Here is an 18,025-nt window from a genome sequence, read left to right on the forward strand (position 1 = left end):
CCCCGCAGCCTCCGCCTGCTTTACTTCCATGTGAAGTAAAAGTGGCGGCAACTGCGGGGGCCTACTCCGCGGGCACTATACCCTGCTGCTCCTAAAGCGCTGTGGGCTTAGTCTTCGTCAATGAAGAGCTGGCCTCGGAACTCTGGGTGCATGAGGTTTTCTACGGACAGAACCTTGTTCAAGGTTGCTTCATCCAGCAGGCCCTTCTCCAAGACGAGTTCCTTGACGCCCTTGCCGGTCTCCAAGGACTCCTTAGCGATCAAATCACCATTGTGGTGGCCGATGAACGGATTCAGGTAGGTGACGATACCAATGGAATTTTCTACGTAGGCGCGGCACACATCCGCGTTGGCGGTGATGCCCGTGACGCACTTTTCGTGCAGCGCATCGACGGCGTTGCCCATGATACGAATGGACTGGAACAGTGCTTCGCCGATGACCGGCTCCATGACGTTTAGCTGCAGCTGGCCTGCCTCAGCGGCCATGGTGACTACGTGGTCATTGCCGAAGATCTTGAAGCAAGTCTGGTTGACAACCTCCGGGATAACCGGGTTTACCTTACCCGGCATGATGGAGGAGCCAGCCTGGCGGGCTGGCAGATTAATCTCAGCCAGGCCAGCGCGAGGGCCGGAGGACAGCAGGCGCAGGTCATTACAAATCTTGGCGAGCTTCATCGCTGCGCGCTTAATGGTTGCGTGCAGCAGCACGTAAGCACCACAGTCAGAGGTTGCTTCAATGAGATCGCGTGCGGTCTTCATTTCCAAGCCCGTAACCTCAGACAAGGCTGCTGTGACCTGGTGGCGGTAGCCGGCAGGAGTGTTTACGCCGGTGCCGATTGCGGTTGCACCCAGGTTGATCTCCAGCAGGCGGCGCTGAGCATCGCGCAGCAATGCTTGTTCCTCGTTCAGGTTATTGGCAAAGCCCTTGAACTCATCGCCCAAGGTCATCGGAACAGCGTCCTGGAGCTGGGTACGGCCCATCTTCAGGATGTCCTGGAATTCATTGCCCTTGTCCTGGAACGCGGCGCGCAGGCCATCCATGCGCTCAATGAGGTGGTCAACCGCTGCATGCAGACCCAGGCGGAAACCGGTCGGGTAAGCATCGTTGGTGGACTGGGACATGTTCACATCATCATTGGGGTTGATGATGTCATAAGAGCCCTTCTCCTCACCAAGGTATTCCAGAGCGAGGTTGGCAACGACCTCGTTGGTATTCATGTTCAGCGAGGTACCAGCACCACCCTGGAAAACGTCCAGTGGGAACTGGTCCATGCAGCGGCCCTCTTCCAGGATCTGGTCACAAGCCCAGATGATGGCTTCGGCCTTCTTCTTAGGCAACACGTGAAGGCGACGGTTTGCCATGGCAGCCGCCTTTTTGACCTGGACCATGCCTCGAATGAAGTGCGGGATGGTGTTGATGGTCACGTAAGAAATCTGGAAGTTTTCCATAGCGCGAACGGTGTGCACACCGTAGTAAGCGTCCGCTGGAACTTCCAAAGAGCCAAGAAGGTCGGTCTCGGTGCGAGTCTTCTTGCTGGAATTCTTAGGTGCCTTCTGTTCGGCCACCTTCTGCTGTGCAGCGTGAGTGGAAGTATCAGCTTCCTTCTTCTTCACGTCCTTTGCTGCAGACTTGGTGTCCTTTTCTTCTTTCTTAGAGGACTTTGCCATGATGGCTCGGCTCCTTTGCCTGTCGAGACTTATATTCGGATGAGTAACCTCAAGCGCTAATGTTAGCCACGACTGAATCTATTTGGGCCGACCCAGAAAATTCGCTCCCCCTAAAAGCGGGCGATGCGTAAATCAGAAGCCAAGATCGCCTCTGCGCCGAGTTGGGAAAGCCGGTCCATGACTTGGTTGGCGTTTTTCTTGGGAACCATCGCGCGCACCGCCACCCAGCCCTCACGCGCCAAAGGTGAGACCGTAGGACCGGTTAACCCGGGAGTAGTACCAGCAGCCGCATCGAGATTGGATTGCGCGATGTTGTAATCGATCATCAAATAGGTGCGAGCGTGCAAAATTCCCTGCATGCGGTCGAGCACCACCTGCTCTTCTTCGCTAACTTCTACCCCTGTGCGCTTGATTACTACGGCCTCGGACTCAATGATCGGCTCGCCGAACGGCGCCAACCCTTGTTGGCGCAAGGTAGTACCAGTTGACACGACATCAGCAATGACATCGGCAACGCCTAACCGGATGGAGATCTCTACCGCGCCGTCTAGCCGAATAACATCGGCCTCAATTCCATGCTCGGCAAGGTTCGCACGGACAAGATTGGGGTAAGAGGTCGCGATCCGGCGACCATCCAGTTGAGAGATATCCCACTCCTCCCCCTGCGGGGCTGCATAGCGAAAAGTAGATCCTCCAAACCCTAATGGCAGAACCTCATCAAAGCTCGCCTTTGAGTCGAGAGCTAAATCGCGACCGGTAATACCCAGATCCAAAACACCGCGGGCAACATAGATGGCGATATCTTTGGGCCTTAAGAAGAAAAACTCAACCCCGTTATCCGCATCAACCACGTTGAGTGTTTTGGAATGTCCACGCCCCTTGTAGCCGGCCTCTGTAAGAATCTCCACGGCGGATTCTGACAATGAGCCTTTGTTCGGTACAGCAATCTTTATCATGTGGATCCTTCCGTCCCGTGGGGCGCTGTTTAAAGGTAGTTGTAGATGTCTTCTGGGGTAAGCCCCCGCTTGAGCATCATGACCTGAATCCAATAGAGCAGCTGAGACATTTCTTCTGCTAGCTCAGCATCAGACTGATACTCTGCGGCGATCCACACTTCCCCGGCTTCTTCGATGATCTTTTTGCCTATGTGATGCTCGCCTTTATCCAATGCGGCAACGGTGCCAGAACCAGCGGGGCGCTGGGCAGCTTTTTCGGATAATTCAGCAAAAAGGTTCTCAAAGTTCTTCACGGCTACCTATTGTTCCACAGGTAGTTAGGGAATGTAGTAAAACCCTGAAGTCCTACCGCTATTCCGAAATCTTGCTAAACCACTCATAGACCTCGGAGGCCCGGGCACCGGCGAGGTGCCGCGAGTTGCGGAGCTGGGAGACCTCGGTGACCTCCGGCGGAACCTCCACCTCGTCATCTTCGGGCAAGCCGATGACTACACAGCCAGCATCAACTGCGGCGCGCATTCCGTTGGCGGAATCTTCAAATACCAAGCAATCTGCGGGCTTAGCTCCGATGCGGCGGGCCGCTTCGCGGTACATATCCGGTGCAGGTTTCCCGGCAGGCACTTCATCCCCGCAAATAGTATCGACAAAGTACTGCCACCCCAACGCGCTAATGGCGGCATCGGCGACGTTGCGCTCGGTATTAGTCGTCACCATCATTGGCACGCGATCCGCCTTCAGCTCATGCAGCAACGCAGGAATGCCAGGGAAAATCTCCAGCTTGCGAGCGAAAAGACCTTTGACATAGTCAAACATCCGAGCGCGGTATCGATCGCTGTCACCGGGCCGCAGTGTCACCCCCGCATTATCTGCGCAAATCCCCAAGGTCGTCTCAAAAGTCGCCCCCACAGTGGCAAGGCGCTGGGTGGGAGTTAAACGCTTCCCCAGGAGCTCCGAGAGATAGAACGTTGCCTCCGCCCAAAGCGGCTCCGAATTGGTGAGCGTGCCATCCATGTCCCAGAAAATGGCGGCGGGCTTTGTCAGACCAGAAACGGCATCGGGGTGCTGCACGAGAATAAAACTAACTTTCTCTTTAAAAAGGCTGTGGGGTGAAACCGACCATGCGCTAAGGGCACAGAAGTAAGCGCCAGGCTGCGAATATGCCGCGGGCCGGCGCTCAAAAAGCGGGAGGACAAGAACTAAAAGTCTAGTTCTGGAATGTGCGATAGAGCTTCGTCATCTGCTCCAGTTGCCGCGCAGGCATTGTAGATAAGCTCAGATAGCTCTTCCTTCTCTTCCGGCTCGAGGACAGCGTCGTGCTGGGCACGATTAAAATCGGCCAACGCACGAACGGTCTTGGACAACACGGTTACCAGCTGCGGGCCATCTGGATCATCCGGAAGGGCATCCAGCCCATCGAGCATATTCTCAAGGTGACCGCGCAGCTCCGGAAGCACGCTGGCATCAAACGGAGCCTCCCAGAACTCCTTTTCCTCCTCTTTGAGGTAATCGCCGGTGGCGAAGGACTTCAGATCACTTATGAACTCATCTACGGTGGGCTGGAAATCGGCGCGAATGCTCATGCTGTAGATACTGCCCTATCTTGGCTAAACCTGCACGCCGAGGAGTGAATTTAGGGCAGTGCGAACCAAATCGGCCGCTCCTTCTTCGTCTGTGCCACGGTCAGCCTGCGACCACTCATCCACAGCAGCCAGCGCCGCAGGGGTATCGAGGTCATTGGCAATCGCCGCGCGCAGCTTGGCGACGACCCCTTGAGCCCCCGCCATGCTTCCTGGCGTAGCCACTGCTTCCCGCCACGCGGACAACCGGTGCTTTGACTCTTTGAGCACTTCATCCGACCAATCCCGCTCATCGCGGTAATGCCCAGCGAAGACGCCCAGGCGGATAGCGGAGGGCTCCTCGCCTGCTCCTACTAGCTTGTGGACGAAGACAAGGTTGCCCAAGGACTTAGACATCTTGACCCCGTCGAGGCCGATCATGCCTGTGTGTACATAAAATTTTGCCATGCGGTCCACGCCTAGGGCCGCCTCGGCGTGGGCGGCGGAAAATTCGTGGTGTGGGAACTTCAAGTCACTACCGCCACCTTGAATATCAAAGGTCGAACCTAAACGATTGGTGGCAATAGCGGAACATTCAATATGCCAGCCCGGACGGCCAGGACCAAAGGGCGACTCCCAAGCGGGCTCTCCCTCGCGGTGAGCGCGCCAGATGAGTGCATCAAGCGGGTTCTTCTTTCCTGGGCGGTCTGGATCGCCGCCGCGTTCTGCAAAGAAGGTCTGCATCTCTGCCGCAGAATAATTGGACTCGTATCCAAACTGCTCGGTGGCCTCGATGGAGGCGTAGATATCTGGGTGTTCGGGATCATCTACGACGTAGGCCGCACCGGCGTCTAGAAGTTTCTGGACCATCTCCACGATTTCATCGACGGCCTCCATGGCACCGACATAGTCTTGCGGTGGAAAGACGGAAAGCAACTCCATATCGGAGCGGAAGAGCTCAATCTGAGACGTACCGAGCTCGCGCCAGTCCACCCCATCGCGTTCGGCGCGCTCAAACAGTGGATCATCGACATCGGTGATGTTTTGGACGTAGTGGACCTTCTTCCCGGCGTCCAAGAACGCGCGGTAGATAAGGTCAAACGTCAGGTACGTGGCAGCATGGCCCAAATGGGTGGAGTCATAGGGCGTAATGCCACACACGTACATGGTTGCGGTATCCCCTGCGACCTCTACGGGAGCGATGGTCTGATTCGCGGAATCGTACAAGTGCAGCTGCGCCGCTTCACCCGGCACAGGGCGGAAAGAAGGTATAGGCCAAGAATGCATAGCCACCATACTAACGCGGTGTGCTTTACAACGGCTGCAGGACTCCCAGCGCCAATAGGATCATAACGAGAACACCGACTGGGATGCGGTAAGCGGCAAACCACGAGAAGGAATGGTTGCCCACGAACTTCAGCAACCATGCAATGGAGGCGTAGCCTAGGGCGAAGGCGATGCCGGTGCCTACCAGAAGCTGGAGGCCGGTAGCGGATTGGCCGGCGTCGGGAGAAAAGGCGTCGGGAAGCGAGAAAAGCCCCGAAGCCAGGACTGCTGGAATGGCGAGCAAAAAGCTAAAGCGCGTGGCCACCTCGCGGTCCAGCCCCAAGAACAGGCCACCAGAGATGGTGCCGCCAGAGCGAGAAACGCCTGGGATGAGTGCCAAGCACTGGCACAGGCCCATGACGATGGCGTCTTTCATAGTCAGCTGTTCAAAACCGCGCTCCTTTTTTCCTAGCTTTTCTGCGGCGATGAACACAAAGGAGAAAAGAATCAGCATGGCGGCGGTGATCCACAGGTTGCGTAGCGCTCCGCGGATTGCGTCTTCGAAGGCGTAGCCGATGATACCGATGGGAATGGAGCCAACGATGACCATCCATCCCATGCGCCAGTCTTGGCCACGAGAAGATTTATCGGTCCAACCGCGGAACCAACCGGACAGAATCTGCCAAATCATAGGAGCGAAATAGACCAGCACAGCCAGCTCGGTACCCAACTGAATAACGGCAGTAAAGGAAGCGCCGGCGTCTTTGCCCCAGAAAAGCTCGGAAACAATGCGCAGGTGACCGGAAGAACTGACCGGAAGAAACTCGGTCAGCCCCTGCACGATCGATAAAACAATGACCTGCGCCCAAGAAACAGCGTCAGTAGCGGTATTAGAAATCACCTGCTTCACACTACAGCCGCGCTAAGCTTCGGGTTTTTACAACGCGCACTGTTAGGATTAGTAGCCGTGAAATCTCAATCCGGCACCGCACTTGTCTTATCCAGTTTGCTGGCGTTAAGCGCCACCGCATTGGCTGCCTGCCAGCCTGATGTGGGCGTAGGCGCCGACCCAGAAACCGCGGTCAAGGGCAATGCCACCCCAGCGGCCTCCCCTGTCAAGGCGGACCCGGAGGGCACCGTCGTAGGCCTTAAGGAAGACATCACAGACCTTGCTGCCGTCGATAACTCGCTTGCGGTGCGCACTAAGGACCAGCTCCTTATCGGCAGCCATAAAGAGTTTGCGGGCCATAAGGCCACTGCTTTAGACATTTCTGCGGAGTGCGGTGATCTAAGTTCATCGTCGTCGGGCTTTGTACTGGCCTGCCCGGAAAAGGTCCTGCTCATCGATCCCTCCTCCCCGGATTCTCCCGAGGAGGTCCGTATGGAGGAGGAGACTCCTGTTACTGCTGCCACCCAGCTTTCCAGCGGCGAGATCTTTGCTACCTCAGCCGATTCCAGCACCGTTGGCATTTATAAAGACGGCAAACGCGAAGGTGACATCGAGGTCGAAGCCGGCTCGGACCAGCTACTAGCCGTGCCCAATTCCACGGGTGACGATGGAGTGGTACGCATTCACCGCGAGGATTCCACCATTCAAAACGTGGATTGGACTAATGATCGCGCGGGCGGTCGACTGCGCGTAGGCCAGGGTGTAGGAAGCATCGCGGTGGGCGACAATGGCGTTGTTCTTGCCTCCGATACTGAGGGCGGACGCTTGGCTATCTACACTTCCGATGATGTCGTTCGCCTGCACCAATACGGCAACGTCAATGGCACCCCATGGGGCGTAGCTTGGGACAAGGAGCACAATCTGGCGTGGGTCAGCGCCACAGATACGAACAAGGCTCATGCCTATGAGATAAATAAAGGCGTTCCGGAACTGCGCGGAGATATCTCTACCGTGCCAGATGCACAAAACATTGCCGTGCTTGCCGATGGCACCTTTGTCGCCGCCTCCACCACCGGCCACGGCCTCCAGTTCGTGGACACCCCGCACCTGAAGAAGGAGTCTTAACACCATGACCAGCACAATCGATCGACTGCGCGCGCAGGCCTACCAAGTGGCATTGCGAGGCATGTTTCAGCTCAGCCCGGAGCGAATCCACGGAATTATCAACACCGCACTGAGTGGACTCCAGGCGGCTGGTCCGGCCAACCGGGCCTTGGCAAAGGTGCTGCCGGTCAACGATCCGGTGCTCCGCCAAGAGGTCTTTGGCGTAGAGTTTCCCCGCCCACTGGGACTAGCTGCAGGGTTTGATAAAAATGCCGCCGCTGCTGATACCTGGTCCCCGATTGGTTTCGGCTTCGCGGAGTTGGGCACCGTCACCGCCCAAGCACAGCCGGGAAATCCTGCGCCGCGACTTTTTCGCCTAAAGGCCGATAAGGCCATCTTGAACCGCATGGGCTTTAACAATGAAGGCGCAGCGGCCGCTGCAGAAAACCTCCGCAAGCGCCGCTACAGCGATGTTATCGGCATCAATATTGGCAAGACTAAAGTCACCCCTGCCGAGCACGCTGTGGAAGACTACCGCCGCTCTGCTTCCGTATTGGGCGACTTGGCTGACTTCCTTGTAGTCAACGTTTCCTCGCCGAATACCCCGGGCCTGCGTGATCTGCAAGCAGTGGAGTCGCTGCGCCCCATTCTTTCTGCCGTGCAAGAGTGCACCGCCGTTCCAGTGTTGGTGAAAATCGCTCCCGATCTTTCGGATTCCGACGTAGATGCCGTGGCAGACCTAGCCCTTGAACTCGGTCTCGACGGTATCGTAGCGACCAATACCACCATTTCCCGCGAGGGGCTCAAGACCCCTCCTGCCGAGGTAGCGGAAATGGGGGCCGGTGGCGTATCTGGTCCCCCGGTAGCCGAGCGCTCTCTGGGGGTGCTGCGCCGTCTCAATGAGCGTGTCGGAGGCCAGCTCACCCTCATCTCCGTCGGGGGCATCTCCACGCCGGAGCAGGCGTGGGAACGCATCACTTCCGGCGCTTCCTTGTTGCAGGGCTACACCGGCCTCATCTATGGCGGTCCGGATTGGATCCGCGATATCCACCGTGGCATTGCCGCCCAAATCCGCGCCCACGGCTTGCGCAATATTTCCCAAGCGGTTGGCTCTGGCCTGCCATGGAAACCCGTGGATTAATCCCTATAGAGACTCTTGGTTGAACAAGAAAGTCCGCCCCCACCTGCTCTACCCTAAGCAGCTGGGGGCGGACTTTCATTGATTAAACACGGTACTGGCTAGGCTTGCGCCATCGCGCTGCGCCTGAGAATAAGTGCGCACAGGACTGCGAAGCCGGCGTAGAACACCACCCAAAACTGCGCTTGGGTGAATAAAATCCCGCCGGGTAAGAAGCTGCTCGCCGCAATGACTACGATCGCAACCACTAATGCCACAACCTGGGCGCGGCTTCCCGCCTGGCCTTTACTCATGGTGCTAAAGGCCCCGACGAGGAACGCGGCAGCAACAATAGCCACCTTCGAATACGTCCATGCGAAGTCGGCTCCCCAGCCATCCGAAAAGACAGAGATTAGCGCGAAGAGAGCCAGCACGAATGCGACCACCATGAAGGCGCCGCCGACCCGCAGGGTCGCCGGAGGGCTAGCCTGCGATGCACTAGAGCCACTTGCCATTACTTTGCCTCGTACCAGCCCCACAAAATGGCACGGCCGAGCGCGTGGAAATGCAGGTTGAAACCGAGCACAGTCGGGGTTGCATCTGGGTCGATATCGAGCTTCTCCACGTCTACTGCATGGACTGCGTACAGATAGCGGTGAGGTGCGTGACCGGCAGGCGGGTTGGCACCATAGTAGGTGCGCTCGCCCGAATCGTTGCGCAAGCTAATAACACCGTCAATGCCCAGGTCTTCTGCAGCACCAGCATTGGTAGGCAACTCGCTTACCTCAACGGGGATATTGAAGGCCGCCCAGTGCCAGAAACCAGAAGCGGTGGGTGCATCCGGGTCGAAACAGGTCACAGCCAGGGACTTAGTGCCTTCAGGCAAACCGGACCACGCAAGCTGAGGGGAAACGCTTTCCGGAGCGCGAAGCTTTTCTTGCAGCTCATCGCCTTCGACCACGTCGGTGGAAGAAAGAACAAAGGAAGGAACATCACGCAGCGGTGCGTAGGGATCTGGTCCAGGGAAACGGGAGTCATCTGCATAAGAAGTCATAGACCCATTTGTACCCCACCTCACAAGGCGATGTCGATGTGGTGTAACCGCACGCCATGGTCACACTACAGTCGTACCCCAGTACGACGCCTAGGCCGGATTACACCCATGTATTTCACCACCCTTCACGCATGGACTTTTCGGCGCCCTACGCTGGCGATTTGTAAAGCACACCCCACGCAAGATACAGTATCGGAGTGCCCAGCCGAGAGGCTGACAAACACCCTGCCCGGGTGGCGGAATGGCAGACGCGCTAGCTTGAGGTGCTAGTGTCCTATTAACGGACGTGGGGGTTCAAGTCCCCCCTCGGGCACAGGCTTCCGGCGGTTACCACGAGGTAGCCGCCGGATTTTTCTATCCTGCACTCCCTCAAGGACTACGATTTCCCCATGACCACATTTCTGAGTTGGGTGCGCAATTTCGGCCACTTCCTGCTTTCGCTCACTCGGTCCGCTTGGCGCTCAATCCAGCGGTGGACCGTGCAGCGGTGGATAGCCGTTCTCGCTGCAGTAATCGCCCTCCTCGCCGTGCTTTATTTCTACGATCTGCCGGATGTGGCTCGCCTGCGTGATGCCTCCACCCGATTTGGCGCATGGTTCCCCTTCATCTTCACCCTAGGTTATGTCATATTTACCCAGTTTCCCTTTCCTCGAACCTTCTGGACGGTAGCCGCAGGACTATTATTTGGCCCGTGGAAGGGACTCGCGCTTTCCCTGTGCGCCTTGACGGTATCAGCGGCGTTGTCCTTTCTTATCGTTCGCAAGCTCCTCGGAGCCTGGATCCGCCCGCACCTGACCCATCCCGCAGTGTTCACAATCAACGCGCATCTCGAGCGGCGCGGGTGGCTGGCCATCGCTTCCCTCCGGATGGTAGCCGGCGTCCCGTTTAGCCTCCTAAACTACGTTGCTGCCCTTACTCCGGTAAAGCTCAGCCACTTCACCTTGGCCACCCTTGTCGGTTCTATTCCTACTACGGCTTTGGGCGTGTTCTTCGGCGATACCCTCACCGGACATACCTCACCCGGCATCGTCCTCGCTATGGTGGTTTTCGCTGCGATTGGAGCGGGAGGGCTTTATATGGATTCGCGACTTCCCACTCGCCCTTAGGTCAAGTTCGAGCGGTAGACTATTCCGCATTAGGTTCTTAAAGGGAGGTTTTCCATGCTTGCTGTCCACGCCCGCTACCGGGGCCGCTCCGTGCGTCGTGCAGAGTTGGTCCAGCGTTCTGCGTCGGCCCTATCAACTCTTTCTGGCGTTGGAGAGTTCCATGTGCTTGGCGTGGAAGATATTTGCGCCGTAGTTGATTCAGCAACGGCCGTCTGCGACGTCGTCATGGCCTTGCTTGCCGACGGCGACTGGGCCATCGGCATCGGTATAAGCCCCGGCAACCAAGAAGATGAGGAGGGGGCACGCCAAATAGCTACCGCCGCGTTGCGGAAGTCCGCCCGTATGGGCCAGGTCTACGCCAAGATCAACAAGCGTGGCCGCGCTTCCGAGGCAAGCGATATCGCGGCCACCTTTGCCCTGCTGGGATATGTTTTGCACAAGCGCACCATCGAGGGGCGCGAGGCTACCTCACTCGTGCGTGCTGGGCTGAACCAAAATGAGGCCGCCGAAGAGCTAGGGATTTCTAAACAAGCCATGTCGCAGCGCCTCCAGGCGGCCGGCTGGAGCGCGGAGTTGGCTGGATGGCAGTTGGCCGTCAACCTGATTGAACGCGCCAATCTTACCCAGCCTTAGAGCAAATCAGACTTACTCAGTTCGGGCGTCGTAACGAAGTCCACGAGCCGCTCTACCGCGCCAATCAGACTGGAATCTAAGTCACGGAAAGAATGCACGGCGTTATACACATTACGCCAGCCGTCCTTAGGGTCGCTCCAACCCACCCGCCTGCAGATTCCGGTCTTCCAGTCCTCGCCATAAGGTACTTCTGGCCATGCACGCAATCCCACGCGCTGCGGCTTCACCGCTGCCCAAATATCGATGAATGGATGACCAGTGACTAGGACATGCTCTCCCACGGTTTCCGTTAACCGGGTTTCCTTGGAACCTTGGACGAGATGGTCAGCCAACACACCTACCCTGCGGCCGGGTCCGGGCTGAAATTCCGCCAAGCGGTCTTCCAAATTGTCTAGGCCTTCAAGGTATTCCACCACTACGCCTTCCACGCGTAGGTCGTGGCCCCACACCTTTTCCACAATAGCGGCGTCGTGGACGCCTTCCACCCAAATGCGCGAGGGCGCGGCGACCTTAGCCTCCACGTTTTCTACGCGGCGGGAACCGGAGTTGGACTTGCGGGGTGCCTGCTTTTCGACGTACCGGGTAAGCGTAACCGGCTTACCCTCCACTAGGAACCCCCCTTTGACCAAATTAAAAACGCGTTCCACACCGTGGCGATCCTCAAGGCGAACTACCTCACCGAAAACGGTCTTATCCACCCCCATGACAGCACCCACAAAGTCGTCACCACGTACTTCCACTACCATTCCGGGCTCAGCTGGCACCTCAGGATATTGACGCGGCTTCGACCGCGAGTGGCCAGCAAATATGTCTCCGCCATAAGGATCAAAACTCATGGCCAGTTAGTCTATCTATTAGACTGGCTCGTCATGGATATGCGCGCCGAAGTATGGTCACCTTTACAAAACACCGCTGTCTGGCTGGGCTCGTGGCTGTGGGGACACGAAACCACCGATGATTTACTAGATGCTCTTACGGAACTAGGCGGGCGTCCGGAGAGTGTGGATGAAGCACCGTTCGTCGATATGCTGGCGATGCTGCGCGCAGAGACCGCTGAACTTACCGCGAAGCGCGGTGAGCGCGCGGAACCCGTTGTACGCCTCGCGCTTTCCGGGCCGGGAGAGCCCCCTGCCCTACCCGCAGGATCGGAGTCCTATCACGCAGCTATCCAAAGTTCAGCCGGAGCAATCATAGTTCGCACCAATAATCCCACGCGCAACTTAGTCCTCATACCTCATATCCATAGCAGCCACACCGCGTGGCAGGTGATCGTCGAAAAGCAGCAGCTCCCTGCCCCCGCCTGGCTGAGCCCTGGGGAAGCCGACGCACTGCTTGCTCAAGCAACCAGTGAATCCGCTGACCTTATCGCCGCAACTGGGTATAGCACTGAAGCACTGCCCAACCCCCGCCTCACCGTGGGAACTTTAAGCGACTTTTATGACATCCCCGGCCTTCCCCAATCAACGCCGGCCCGAGCAGCCAAACTCTTCGCCCGCGCCGACCGAGTGGCCGCAATCATCGAAACGGTTACCGACCGCATCAACGATCACAGCCTTGACCCGCAATTACTTCGCTTGTGGCGCCACATCCGGCAGGCCCGCATGACGGGCGTTGCCTATGCACTCGGAGAGTTCGCGCGTTAAAGAGACCAAATATCGCAACATCCCGCCGCACACGGCGCACCATTGATCGTGCACCCTTGCACGGTCACCTGCCCGCTGGTTTCCTGCTCGCGGCCATGCTCCAGCTCTTCTATAAGGTCAACCACCATTTCTGCAAACCGAGGGGTCGGGCCTGCAGTACGGGTACGCACGACCCTGACCCCCATATCCTCGGCCGCCTTCTGCAGCTCGGAATCGAGATCCCAAATAACCTCCATATGGTCGGAGATGAAACCAATTGGGCATACCACAACCGTGTCGACACCTTCGTTGTGGTGAATATCAGTGGTGTGATCAACAATGTCGGGCTCTAGCCACGGAGTGCGTGGATTGCCTGAGCGTGACTGCCATACAAGGTCATAATCGGAAATGCCAGCCTGCAACGCCACCAACCGCGCCGCCTCGGCCACCTGGCGGGAGTAGAGGTTTTTATCGCCTTCCGCGCCGCCAACGTTATCGTGCGCAACGGGGACCGAATGCGCTGTGAACAAAAGCCGGGTAGTCCCCTTCTTATCAGCTGAAACTTGTTCCCAGACCTCCGTTACGGCAGTGGCCATTTCGGCCACAAATTTCGGATGATCAAAGAATTGACGAATCTTCGTAAATTCAATCTCCGGCAGGCCTTGCTGCGCCAGATGCTCGCGCATACGCTGAATATCTTCGTCATATTGCCGGCACGCGGAGTACCCACCCCATGCGGAGGTGGCAAACACAGCCACTTTACGGATACCGTCCCGAGACATCTGTTCCGCGGTCTCGTTGGCAAAGGGATGCCAATTCCGGTTGCCGAAATAAACCGGTAGATTATGTCCGCGTTTCTTCAGCTCACCGTGGACATGCTCGATAATTTCACGGTTGAGCGCATTGAGCGGACTTACGCCTCCGAAGTGATAATAGTGCTCACCCACCACTTCAAGCCGTTCGCGAGGAATTCCTCGACCACGGGTAACGTTCTCCAAAAACGGAACGACCTCCTCGTTTCCTTCCGGGCCACCGAAAGAAAGGACGAGGAGGGCGTCGAAGTTTTGGGCATTCTGTTGTGCGTCAGTCATGCCCTAAACAATACCAACCAAAAGTTGGAGATTAGAGAAGGCGCACGACGTCGGGAGTAGCACCACCCCAGCGAACTGGAACTACTGAAACAGTCTGACCAGACTGTGGCGCCTCAATCATTTGCCCATCACCTAGGTAGATAGCTACGTGCTGGTTGCCACCAGGACCGTAGAAGATAAGGTCACCGCGCTTCGCGTTGTCGCGAGGAACCTTCTTGCCCTGCTGGTACTGTGCGCCAGTGTAGTGAGGCAGGTCCAGGCCAGCTGCCGCGTAGGCGTACTTTACGAGGCCAGAGCAATCGAAGCCCGACTGGTTGAAATCACCGAAAGAGTCAGCCACTCCGCCATCTCGGAGCCCACCGGTAGGACCATTGTTATCGCCGCCGCCCCAAACATAAGGCACACCAACCTGAGATTCAGCACGGGAAATGACGGCCTCAATCTGAGCATCACGCCCAGCATCTGCGCCCGCAATAGCATCGTCAGACTCCGTCACCTCATCCACCTCAGGCGCATCAGCGCTAGCAGCGGGTGCAGTGTTCGGGCTTCCCAATCCAAGCAAGTCAGATGAGCCTTGCATGAGGGTGCGCACATCGTCCTCATCAACTGCAGCAGCGATATCATTCGCAAGTCCGAGCGCATCATTTGCAGAGGACCCAGTTGCGAAGTCAACGTTCTGGAACGTTGGTGTAGCAGCCTGATTGAGGGCGTTTCCAAATTCAGCTTCCGGAGCGGTACCGCCCTGGTTGATAGCACCTAGCTCTGCCGAATTATTGGACACGTTCGGGTCAGCAGAAACCTGCGGGGCACCCTCTCCAACAACCTCATCGGTAAAGTTTTCTGACTTGATTTCTTCGGTCAAGTTTTCAGGGCTGACCGTCACTGCGTCGGAAGTCTTTTGATTGTCAAGCTCATTAACTGGATTTAGGCCGGTATCAAGCGTGTCCTGCTGAGAGAGCTGAAGACCACTTTCGTTCGCCGCCTGGGATTGCGCTCCCTGCTGGCGAGCAGAAGTTGCCTCCGCAAACCGTTGGGTAGCGTTCAGTCGAGCCTCATTTTGTGCTAACTCTCGACGCTCTTGCACCACACGATTCTCGGTGTCTCGCTTGTCTTTGTCTGCCTGATCCAACTCGCCCTGCAGGCTAGCAAGGTACTCTTCATTCGCCCCTGGATCGTCGCTAACTTGTTCCATTTGGCTCTGGATCCGAGCGATACGATCCTCGGCTTCAGCGACATCAGCTTCCGCTCGACTTAGCTCTGCACGCGAAGCCTCAACAGCCCCCTGCAAAGAGTCTGCGTTGTTAACCGCGCGGTCGATTGCCGCACGCTCTGAGTCGTGTGCTTGGATTACACCAGCATTGTCCGCCGGTGAATCATCGGCGCCTGCTGGCGCTACGGTAGAAAGAGTTGATACGGCTGCGGTACCTACTACTGCAGCAAGGAAAGCGCGAACATGTCGAATGCGCGGAAGGCGAATGGTGGCCACTGAAATACTCCTAGATTGGACCCACACAGTTCCTTTAAGAAGTGCCCATCACCGCTTCCGGGCATAGGAATGCCCGGGCTCCCCGCCTGCCTATTTCGCACAAACGCAGGCGTTATCGCATGTCTAACCGGGGTAACTAGAAAATCGCCTCGAGATGATAAAGATAGGTACGCGAAGCTATTCTCAAGCGCCCGTAGACACTAGAGGGGTAAATGGTTATGGACTGCCTCAATTGGCTGAGACTTCACTCCGGGCGTGTTGTTTCTATGGACCACCCAACAGTCCAGGGACTTTTCGTGCTGTAACTGGAAAACCTGACCTTTATCGCATTCCAGCCGACTGCCTTAAATCGCTACTGTTTCCCCACAACAGCGAAAATCAGACACCTTTGGATCCGGCTGAATTTGTTAAAAGCCTACTCGCCCAAAATCAACAGGCTGGCGCAAAAGGTCTACACATATCCTTTGTTCACAGCAGAAGTTTCCATGACTGCGAAGTCCACTTACTCGTTCGCGGTATTTGCGACATACGTTCCAGGATGCGTTTTACAACCCAAGATTCCGCATGCCCCGATCACGTTCTATTGCACTGAGCGCCGTGAGAACTGCTCTACGGGTTCTGGCATAACTCGCCGCGGCGCCGGCTGGCTTTGCTAAAAGGTCTAGCCCTTTAACAATCCTGAGCCGTCGAGGGCAAGCAGCCACAAACCATGAACAGGCCACACGAAGCTGGTCCTGGCGGAGTGAACAGGAATTCCTAGACCCAAACCCTATGGACCTATCCGTGCACCCCTTTCGTGGCTCTGAGCTTCGCGCTCTGCTCTATCGAAAGATTCGCACCAAAAGTTCCACACGGTGGAGTTCTAATGAACCCGTCTCACCTCATAAACGGAAGGTGGGTTGATGTTTAATTTTTTCGAACATTGCAATCGCTCAAGTTTTTAACTTGCATCCCCAATCTCTTTCGATGGAGCCCGGTTCATTGACTTCCAAGAACGGCCACTCGATGTTCCATCATTCGCTCGAGGCGTGCTTCCCCACATACCCGTGCGAGTTCTCTCGTGACAGTCAAGGCTAAGCCCATGAACCCAGGAAGCAAGAAATGTCCCCTGAGTCGACATCCGAACCTTACGTCACGACACGCCCGCTTCGCACAACTTTCCCGCAATTCACGTGAGTCAAGTTAATTCACATGACTCAACATGAGCACCTAACCTGCAATGATTTTGTTACCACCCCGTTATTGTGATTTTAATCACGCACGAACTGGATGGACACGCGCGTCAAACCGCCCCCCTGTGGACAGTATGGAAGCAAATCGACCACTCCCCCACCCCGAGTCAACCCCTAAGAGTTGACTTTGTCCCCTCCCCTGCCCTTCCCGCACCTTTCACCGACACCCCTAATCGTTTTGTCATCGGATACGGGCCCCTGCTTCGGCGCCCAACTTTTAGACACCTTCATCACCCCTACGGATAAACGAGACAGCAACTTGTTCATCGCCGCCCGGCACCTCTACCCCATCCCCTGGCGGTCTTTACGTAAATTACTTTCCTCCTAAAACGGTTCGCAAAAGTTTCAGCTACTTATCTGAAACTTTTTCGAACAAACCTATTTTCCTACAGTCTCCACCTTGTTCAAGAGGCGTTACTTGGAATCTCGGATCCAGCGCTCAATGTCGAGGCGCCCTGCCTTTCATGCCCCTGGGGTCCGCTTACAGCCCTTCAGACTTGCGTCGGTTTGCCACCATGAAAGAGCTAACCAAGACAAACACAGCAATCACAGCAACCGCACCCACAATTGTTGCCACCGGGAAGCTGATTTGGTCTAGTCCCCCGTAGTACTTAGCCAGTAGGTCCACCTGGTCAAGCCCGGGCGCCAGTTGCGCCTGTACTGACTCAATATCGGCTCGACTATAAGTATCACTGACCGAAGAGACATGCTGTGGGGTCTGAACAATGACTGTGTTCAATCCCGTCGCATCTTGAAGCTCTTGGGCGATGTCGCGGACGTCGGGGGCCCGAACATCGATCACATCAACTACGGCAACACCGTCACCGTCCCGCAACCCCTTGCTCACATCCGCATTGAGTGTGGCATTGTGGCTAAGCGCCGTGGCCGTATAGGCCACGCCATCGTCTTTGAGCTGATTCGCCAAGTCAGATATATCTACCCCTGCGGGAACCATGCGAATCCCTTCCTTATATATAGGGCCCCTAAACTACTTCTCCCCCAAGATACGGGCAGCTAGAAGCGACCCAACTCCTCAACTCGCCTGTTTTCCCAAAAAGGTGAAACAGAACGCTTGTACTGTTACAATGGCAGCGACCGAAGGTTTTAGCCTCTACAATATCTAGGTGAACCATCGCGTTCTTTGTCGCCTTCAGCACTGCGGGCCCCATGGTCGCGTCCTGTCACATTAGTGACCGAAGACGCAGAGCACCGCCCCGCGGTAACGACAGACGACGAGTACCAAACA

At 56.5% G+C, this 18,025-nt stretch carries 18 protein-coding genes and 1 tRNA gene; 6 read left to right on the forward strand and 13 right to left on the reverse strand.

The genetic code is table 11. The annotated features are described in order from the left end of the window. Positions 1–107: 107 nt before the first annotated feature. The 7 genes from aspA to ACLI1M_RS06125 all read right to left on the reverse strand — a co-directional run bounded on the left by aspA (position 108) and on the right by ACLI1M_RS06125 (position 6,346). Positions 108–1,667, reverse strand: coding sequence for an aspartate ammonia-lyase (aspA, locus tag ACLI1M_RS06095; protein ID WP_023027852.1), 1,560 nt, complete (start codon positions 1,665–1,667; stop codon positions 108–110). Positions 1,668–1,777: 110 nt separating this feature from the next. Further along, on the reverse strand, positions 1,778–2,623 hold the full coding sequence (gene hisG, locus ACLI1M_RS06100; protein WP_023021545.1) for an ATP phosphoribosyltransferase: 846 nt from the start codon (positions 2,621–2,623) through the stop codon (positions 1,778–1,780). Positions 2,624–2,652: 29 nt separating this feature from the next. After that, positions 2,653–2,916, reverse strand: a complete 264-nt coding sequence (locus ACLI1M_RS06105) for a phosphoribosyl-ATP diphosphatase (protein WP_023021544.1) — start codon at positions 2,914–2,916, stop codon at positions 2,653–2,655. 58 nt (positions 2,917–2,974) lie between these two features. Continuing rightward, positions 2,975–3,691 carry an HAD family hydrolase gene (locus ACLI1M_RS06110; RefSeq protein WP_023021543.1) on the reverse strand — a complete coding sequence of 239 codons (717 nt, stop codon included), beginning with the start codon at positions 3,689–3,691 and terminating at the stop codon, positions 2,975–2,977. Between the two features lie 128 nt (positions 3,692–3,819). After that, positions 3,820–4,203 carry a hypothetical protein gene (locus ACLI1M_RS06115; protein WP_023021542.1) on the reverse strand — a complete coding sequence of 128 codons (384 nt, stop codon included), beginning with the start codon at positions 4,201–4,203 and terminating at the stop codon, positions 3,820–3,822. A 24-nt stretch (positions 4,204–4,227) separates the two neighbouring features. After that, entirely contained in the window at positions 4,228–5,466 is a 1,239-nt protein-coding gene (mshC, locus tag ACLI1M_RS06120; RefSeq protein WP_248098290.1) for a cysteine--1-D-myo-inosityl 2-amino-2-deoxy-alpha-D-glucopyranoside ligase, read from the reverse strand. A 25-nt stretch (positions 5,467–5,491) separates the two neighbouring features. Beyond that, a complete protein-coding gene (locus ACLI1M_RS06125; protein ID WP_239205993.1) occupies positions 5,492–6,346 on the reverse strand; it encodes an undecaprenyl-diphosphate phosphatase in 855 nt (284 codons plus the stop codon). A 66-nt stretch (positions 6,347–6,412) separates the two neighbouring features. Between ACLI1M_RS06125 and ACLI1M_RS06130 the strand changes: the two genes are divergently transcribed. Then, complete coding sequence (locus ACLI1M_RS06130) at positions 6,413–7,459, forward strand: hypothetical protein (protein ID WP_248098292.1); 1,047 nt, start codon at positions 6,413–6,415, stop codon at positions 7,457–7,459. A 4-nt stretch (positions 7,460–7,463) separates the two neighbouring features. Further along, positions 7,464–8,579, forward strand: a complete 1,116-nt coding sequence (locus ACLI1M_RS06135) for a quinone-dependent dihydroorotate dehydrogenase (RefSeq protein WP_248098294.1) — start codon at positions 7,464–7,466, stop codon at positions 8,577–8,579. Positions 8,580–8,677: 98 nt separating this feature from the next. Here the strand turns inward: ACLI1M_RS06135 and ACLI1M_RS06140 are convergent, their stop codons facing one another. Together ACLI1M_RS06140 and ACLI1M_RS06145 are read right to left on the reverse strand one after the other, a co-directional pair. Next, the gene (locus ACLI1M_RS06140; protein WP_396335061.1) at positions 8,678–9,070 is read right to left on the reverse strand and encodes a hypothetical protein; all 393 of its coding nucleotides are present in this window, start codon (positions 9,068–9,070) and stop codon (positions 8,678–8,680) included. Then, positions 9,070–9,609 carry a YbhB/YbcL family Raf kinase inhibitor-like protein gene (locus tag ACLI1M_RS06145; RefSeq protein ID WP_086587667.1) on the reverse strand — a complete coding sequence of 180 codons (540 nt, stop codon included), beginning with the start codon at positions 9,607–9,609 and terminating at the stop codon, positions 9,070–9,072. The genes ACLI1M_RS06140 and ACLI1M_RS06145 overlap by 1 nt, the downstream gene beginning before the upstream one ends. A 227-nt stretch (positions 9,610–9,836) precedes the next feature. On the opposite strand from ACLI1M_RS06145, the gene ACLI1M_RS06150 reads away from it, so the two are divergent. From ACLI1M_RS06150 to ACLI1M_RS06160, 3 genes are all read left to right on the forward strand, one after another. After that, positions 9,837–9,922 (forward strand) — tRNA-Leu (locus ACLI1M_RS06150). Between the two features lie 76 nt (positions 9,923–9,998). Continuing rightward, on the forward strand, positions 9,999–10,715 hold the full coding sequence (locus ACLI1M_RS06155; RefSeq protein WP_248098308.1) for a TVP38/TMEM64 family protein: 717 nt from the start codon (positions 9,999–10,001) through the stop codon (positions 10,713–10,715). Positions 10,716–10,769: 54 nt separating this feature from the next. Beyond that, entirely contained in the window at positions 10,770–11,348 is a 579-nt protein-coding gene (locus tag ACLI1M_RS06160) for a hypothetical protein (protein WP_023021534.1), read from the forward strand. Here ACLI1M_RS06160 and ACLI1M_RS06165 read toward each other — a convergent pair. Beyond that, on the reverse strand, positions 11,345–12,184 hold the full coding sequence (locus ACLI1M_RS06165) for a DUF3097 domain-containing protein (protein ID WP_248098312.1): 840 nt from the start codon (positions 12,182–12,184) through the stop codon (positions 11,345–11,347). The two genes, ACLI1M_RS06160 and ACLI1M_RS06165, sit on opposite strands and share 4 nt — an antisense overlap. Before the next feature lie 33 nt (positions 12,185–12,217). Between ACLI1M_RS06165 and ACLI1M_RS06170 the strand changes: the two genes are divergently transcribed. Continuing rightward, positions 12,218–12,991 (forward strand): hypothetical protein, encoded by a 774-nt coding sequence (locus ACLI1M_RS06170; RefSeq protein ID WP_248098320.1) that lies wholly within the window; start codon positions 12,218–12,220, stop codon positions 12,989–12,991. Here ACLI1M_RS06170 and ACLI1M_RS06175 read toward each other — a convergent pair. From ACLI1M_RS06175 to ACLI1M_RS06185, 3 genes are all read right to left on the reverse strand, one after another. Further along, positions 12,988–14,061 (reverse strand): ferrochelatase, encoded by a 1,074-nt coding sequence (locus ACLI1M_RS06175; protein ID WP_248098322.1) that lies wholly within the window; start codon positions 14,059–14,061, stop codon positions 12,988–12,990. The two genes, ACLI1M_RS06170 and ACLI1M_RS06175, sit on opposite strands and share 4 nt — an antisense overlap. Positions 14,062–14,092: 31 nt before the next feature. Beyond that, positions 14,093–15,547 carry an NlpC/P60 family protein gene (locus ACLI1M_RS06180; protein WP_248098324.1) on the reverse strand — a complete coding sequence of 485 codons (1,455 nt, stop codon included), beginning with the start codon at positions 15,545–15,547 and terminating at the stop codon, positions 14,093–14,095. A gap of 1,713 nt (positions 15,548–17,260) precedes the next feature. Beyond that, a complete protein-coding gene (locus ACLI1M_RS06185) occupies positions 17,261–17,734 on the reverse strand; it encodes a DUF6676 family protein (RefSeq protein WP_345791522.1) in 474 nt (157 codons plus the stop codon). Positions 17,735–18,025 lie beyond the last annotated feature (291 nt).

Origin of the sequence: Corynebacterium sp. LaCa54 (assembly GCF_046717495.1) — a bacterium.
Taxonomy (GTDB): domain Bacteria; phylum Actinomycetota; class Actinomycetes; order Mycobacteriales; family Mycobacteriaceae; genus Corynebacterium; species Corynebacterium kefirresidentii.